The sequence below is a fragment of the Phenylobacterium sp. genome, from assembly GCF_035276905.1.
GTDB lineage: Bacteria > Pseudomonadota > Alphaproteobacteria > Caulobacterales > Caulobacteraceae > Phenylobacterium.
The window spans coordinates 1-4,088 of record NZ_DATELG010000172.1 but is presented as its reverse complement, the minus strand read 5'-3'; the positions used below and the strand labels follow the sequence as shown (position 1 = coordinate 4,088).

Sequence of the window (4,088 nt, the reverse complement as noted above, 5' to 3'; positions counted from 1 at the left end):
AGATAGGGACCTCGCCTGCGGAAACCATCATGGCCAGCGGCCGAAGCGCCGCGCGAACAGGTCGAACACAAGACTGCATCCGACCACTACGCCGAACCTCACATCAGCCCTTGCAATGCGGGAGCCATCCACACAGGACCTTCCCAGATCTCCACGCCGTGCCAGTCGAGCAGCCGCGTCCGGGCGATCTCTGTGAGCGCCGTGCGGTCCTGGCCGCGGAGCTGTTCGGAGAAGACCGCCTCGCCGGTCGCATCAAGTCCGTAGAGCAGGAAATCGGTCACACGCACGTCCTTCTGTGCGGTTGGCTTTTCACAACCGCCGGCGCAGGTCTGCCCTGTAGCCGACAGAAGCGCGCCGACGCTCAGTCCGCATCCGCGGGCTGATCGTCGGCGCCCTCCCGCGCCCGTTCCGCGGCGGCCAGCAGCCGCCGGGCGGATTCCTCGGCGGCCTGGGGCGTCAGCGCCGCAGCGATGCCGCTGGGCCCGAGCACGACCACCGCGCCCTCGCTCACCACCATCGTCATCGGCTCGGACAATGCGTCGCTCAACGACGGCCTCGCGCTTTGGTTCATCTGACCGGCGCCCTCCAACCCGGACGCGAGCCGGCCTGTTCCAGGTGTCGCCCGGTAAGCGGCGCGTGTCGGGATTGTTTCGATTTCCGGCCATTCGCGCCGTCTTTTTTGCGTTGACGCAATGTTCTCGCGCCGCGCTAACCTACAGATATGTCGAGTTCCCGACTCGGCCGAGAAGGGCGGGCGTGCGTTGGACCAGTTGGCCGAAGACGATCTTCACGATTTCGCCCGCGAGCTCGTCGTGGTGGCGCGGCGCTGGCGGACGCGGCTCGACGAACAGCTGAAGATGCAGGGGCTCAGCGAGGCGCGCTGGGCGGCGCTTTACTGGCTGTGGCAGGCGCCGGAAGGGCTCAGCCAGACGGTCCTGGCCGAGCGCGCCGGCGTCGAGAGCCCGACGCTCGTGCGCACCCTCGATCTTCTCTGCGAAGCCGGGCTCGTGGAGCGCCGCAGCTGCGCCTACGACCGGCGCGCCAAGGTCGTGGTCCTGACGCCGGCCGCCATGCCCGTCATCCATCAGCTGGACGCCGTCGCCGCCGGGCTGCGCCGCGATCTGATGGCCGAGCTGACGCCGCAGGAGCTGTCGACGGCGCTGACGGTGTTGCGCAAGCTGCGGGTGCGGCTGGACAGCGCCCCTCCGGTCGAGGCGATGCGCGAGAGCGCCTGATCGGGCCGGGTCAGCGCAGCAGCCAGGCGGCGAAGCCCGCGGCGATCACCTCGACGGTGAGGATAAGCCGGAGCCAGCTGGCGAACGGCTCCTTCAGGGTCTTGTGACGGAAGATGCGCTGGGCGGCCGCTGCGCCCGGTGCGCCGCCCGCGGCCGCCAGGCCCAGCAACCGCCGCTCGGGGATCCGCCAGGCGCCGGCCTCGGCGCGGCGTTTGTCCAGGCCGAAGGCGGCGAAGGTCGCGAGGTTGATCGCGACCAGATAGAGGCCGAGCGCGTCGAGCATTGGCCGGAACTGACCGGTCCTAGTTCTTCTGCGCCGTCGCCGCAGCGTCGCCTTCGCCGGCGTTCGCCTGCAGCGAAGCCCCGAGCAGCTTCGAGCGCTTCTCCAGCGCCGTCGCGGCGGTCGGGCAGCGGGCCGGCAGGCTCCAGCTCATCCATTCCTGGGCGATCCGCGACTTGCTGACGTCGGGCGAGATGTTCCACACGCCGCGGCCGCGCGCGACGGCCTTGGAGCCCATGGCGTTGATCGGCTGGACGCTGGCCTTCTCGGCCGCGGTCAAGGCGGCCCGGAACCGCTTGAGGTCCTCGTGGCCCTGGTGCTGCTGCTTGTCGTAGACCTTCAGGTCGTCGGCCAGGTTGCTGCCCGGCCGGCGCCAGGTGGACTCGATGCGCGTCACCTCCGGCATCACCTGGTCGTGCAGGTCGAGGTAGCCCGAGAGCACCCCGTAGCACCAGGCCACGAACTGGTAGTCGTCGCTCGGCGCGCCGACTGGGAGCGGCGCTTCGGCCGCCGGCGCATCCGCGGCGGGCGCGGCGGCTTCGGCCGCGGGCGTCAGGAACAGGCTGGCGGCGAGCGCGAACGGGATCATGCGGCGGTGGACCTCGACTGCCATGGCTCAGCTACGGGTCGGCGACCGGACCGAAGCCGCCGCCTCCCGGCGTCTCGATCTCGACCGCATCGCCCGGCCGCACCTCGAGCGAGAAGCAGCCCGGCAATTCTGTAGCCGTCCCGTCGGCCCGGAGCAAACGCTGCCGTCCCGCCAGGCCGGGCCCGCCGCCGGCCAGCCCCTGGGGCGCATGGGTCCGGCGCGAGGCGAGCAGGGCGGCCTCCATCGGCGCCAGGAAGCGGATCCGCCGCACCGCCCCATCGCCGCCGGCGTGCAGGCCCGCGCCGCCGGAACCGCGGCGGATGTGGAAGGTCTCGACCCGCACGGGGAACCGCCGCTCCAGGATCTCCGGGTCCGTCAGCCGCGAATTGGTCATGTGGGTGTGGACGGCCGAGGCTCCGGGCCCCTGGGCGGTCGCGCCGGCCCCGCCGCAGAGGGTCTCGTAGTACTGGCGGGCTTCGTCGCCGAAGGTGAAGTTGTTCATTGTCCCCTGGGAATTGGCTATGACGCCGAGCGCCGAATAGAGCGCGTCGACGACGTGCTGGCTGGTCTCGACGTTGCCGGCGACCACCGCGGCAGGCGGGTGCGGGCTGAGCAGCGAGCCCTCGCGCGTGCGGATCTCCAGCGGCTTCAGGCAGCCGGCGTTCAGCGGGATGTCGTCGTCGACCAGGGTGCGGAAGACGTAGAGGGCGGCGGCGTCGACGATCGCCGAGGGGGCGTTGAAATTGCTGTCGAGCTGGTCCGAGGCGGCGGTGAAGTCGAGCACCGCGCTTCCCCCGGCGGCGTCGACGGTGGTGGCGACGACGATCTCGCCGCCGGCGTCGAGCGGGACGCGGGCCGCTCCGTCGCTCAGGCGGCCCAGCGCCCGGCGCACCGCGGCCTCGGCGTTCTGCTGCACGAAGACCATGTAGCGGGCGACGGTTTCGCGGCCGAAGCTCTCGATCATCCCACGCACGGCGGCGGCGCCCGCCTGGCAGGCCGCGAGCTGCGCCTTGAGGTCGGCGAGGTTGCGCGCCGGCGCCCGGGCTGGCCACCGTCCGCCGGCCAGCGCCGCCAGGGTCTCGGCCTCCAGGAACCGGCCCTTTCGCATGATCGGCAGGGCGTCCAGCATCACGCCCTCGTCCTCGATGGTCTTCGAGAACGGCGGCATGGAGCCGGGCTGCATCCCGCCCACGTCGGCGTGGTGGCCGCGGGCGGCGACGTAGAAGGCGGGGGCGTTGGAGGCCTCCACGAACACCGGCGTCACCACGGTGATGTCCGGCAGGTGGGTGCCGCCGGCGTAGGGGTTGTTGAGCGCGAAGGCCTCGCCGGGCCGCAGCGTCGGGTGGCGGTCGCGGACGGCGCGGACGCTGGCCCCCATCGAGCCCAGGTGCACCGGCATGTGCGGGGCGTTGGCCACCAGCCCGCCGTCGGCGTCGAACAGGGCGCAGGAGAAGTCGAGCCGCTCCTTGATGTTCACCGAGTGGGCGGTCCGCTCCAGCGCCGCCCCCATCGCCTCGGCCACGCCCATGAACCGGCGGTTGAAGAGCTCCAGCGTCACCGGGTCGGGACGGGAAAGGTCGACCGCGGCGGCCTGAGTGCGGCCGGTGCGGAGTAGGCGGATCAGGCCGTTGTCGCCGGCTTCCGCCCGCCAGCCCGGCAGGACGGCGATCTGGGTGTCCGGCCGGATGATCAGCGCCGGGCCGTCGAGAGTCGTGACGTCCTCGGCGGGGACGAGCGGCGCATCGAGCCAGGCGGCGGCGTAAATCCTGGTGCGCCCGAGCGCGCCCTCAGCCGGCTTCGCCGCCAGCTCCCCCGCAGGCGGGGGAGCTGGCTCGCGAAGCGAGACGGAGGGGGCGTTCACCGCCTCGGCCTCCACCGTCGCGATCCGCACTGGCCGCTCAGGCTCGACGAAGCCGAACAGCCGCTGGTGGGCGGCCTCGAAGGCCGCGCGCACCGCTGCAAGCTCGCCGGGCGCGACCGGCAG

At 72.1% G+C, this 4,088-nt stretch carries 6 protein-coding genes; 1 reads left to right on the top strand and 5 read right to left on the bottom strand.

The features are described 5' to 3' along the window. Positions 1-98 precede the first annotated feature (98 nt). Both VJS38_RS07940 and VJS38_RS07935 read right to left on the bottom strand, forming a co-directional pair. Positions 99-281, bottom strand: a complete 183-nt coding sequence (locus VJS38_RS07940) for a hypothetical protein (protein WP_324087612.1) — start codon at positions 279-281, stop codon at positions 99-101. Positions 282-361: 80 nt separating this feature from the next. After that, the gene (locus VJS38_RS07935) at positions 362-547 is read right to left on the bottom strand and encodes a hypothetical protein (RefSeq protein WP_324087611.1); all 186 of its coding nucleotides are present in this window, start codon (positions 545-547) and stop codon (positions 362-364) included. A 214-nt stretch (positions 548-761) separates the two neighbouring features. Between VJS38_RS07935 and VJS38_RS07930 the strand changes: the two genes are divergently transcribed. Beyond that, a complete protein-coding gene (locus tag VJS38_RS07930; RefSeq protein ID WP_324087610.1) occupies positions 762-1,235 on the top strand; it encodes a MarR family transcriptional regulator in 474 nt (157 codons plus the stop codon). Positions 1,236-1,245: 10 nt separating this feature from the next. On the opposite strand, the gene VJS38_RS07925 is transcribed toward VJS38_RS07930, so the two are convergent. From VJS38_RS07925 to VJS38_RS07915, 3 genes are all read right to left on the bottom strand, one after another. Further along, positions 1,246-1,518: a DUF1294 domain-containing protein gene (locus VJS38_RS07925; RefSeq protein WP_324087609.1), complete on the bottom strand. Its 273-nt coding sequence runs from the start codon at positions 1,516-1,518 to the stop codon at positions 1,246-1,248. Between the two features lie 19 nt (positions 1,519-1,537). After that, the gene (locus VJS38_RS07920) at positions 1,538-2,128 is read right to left on the bottom strand and encodes a hypothetical protein (RefSeq protein ID WP_324087608.1); all 591 of its coding nucleotides are present in this window, start codon (positions 2,126-2,128) and stop codon (positions 1,538-1,540) included. A 7-nt stretch (positions 2,129-2,135) separates the two neighbouring features. Then, the coding region (locus tag VJS38_RS07915; RefSeq protein WP_324087607.1) for a hydantoinase B/oxoprolinase family protein at positions 2,136-4,088 on the bottom strand (1,953 nt) is incomplete at its 5' end.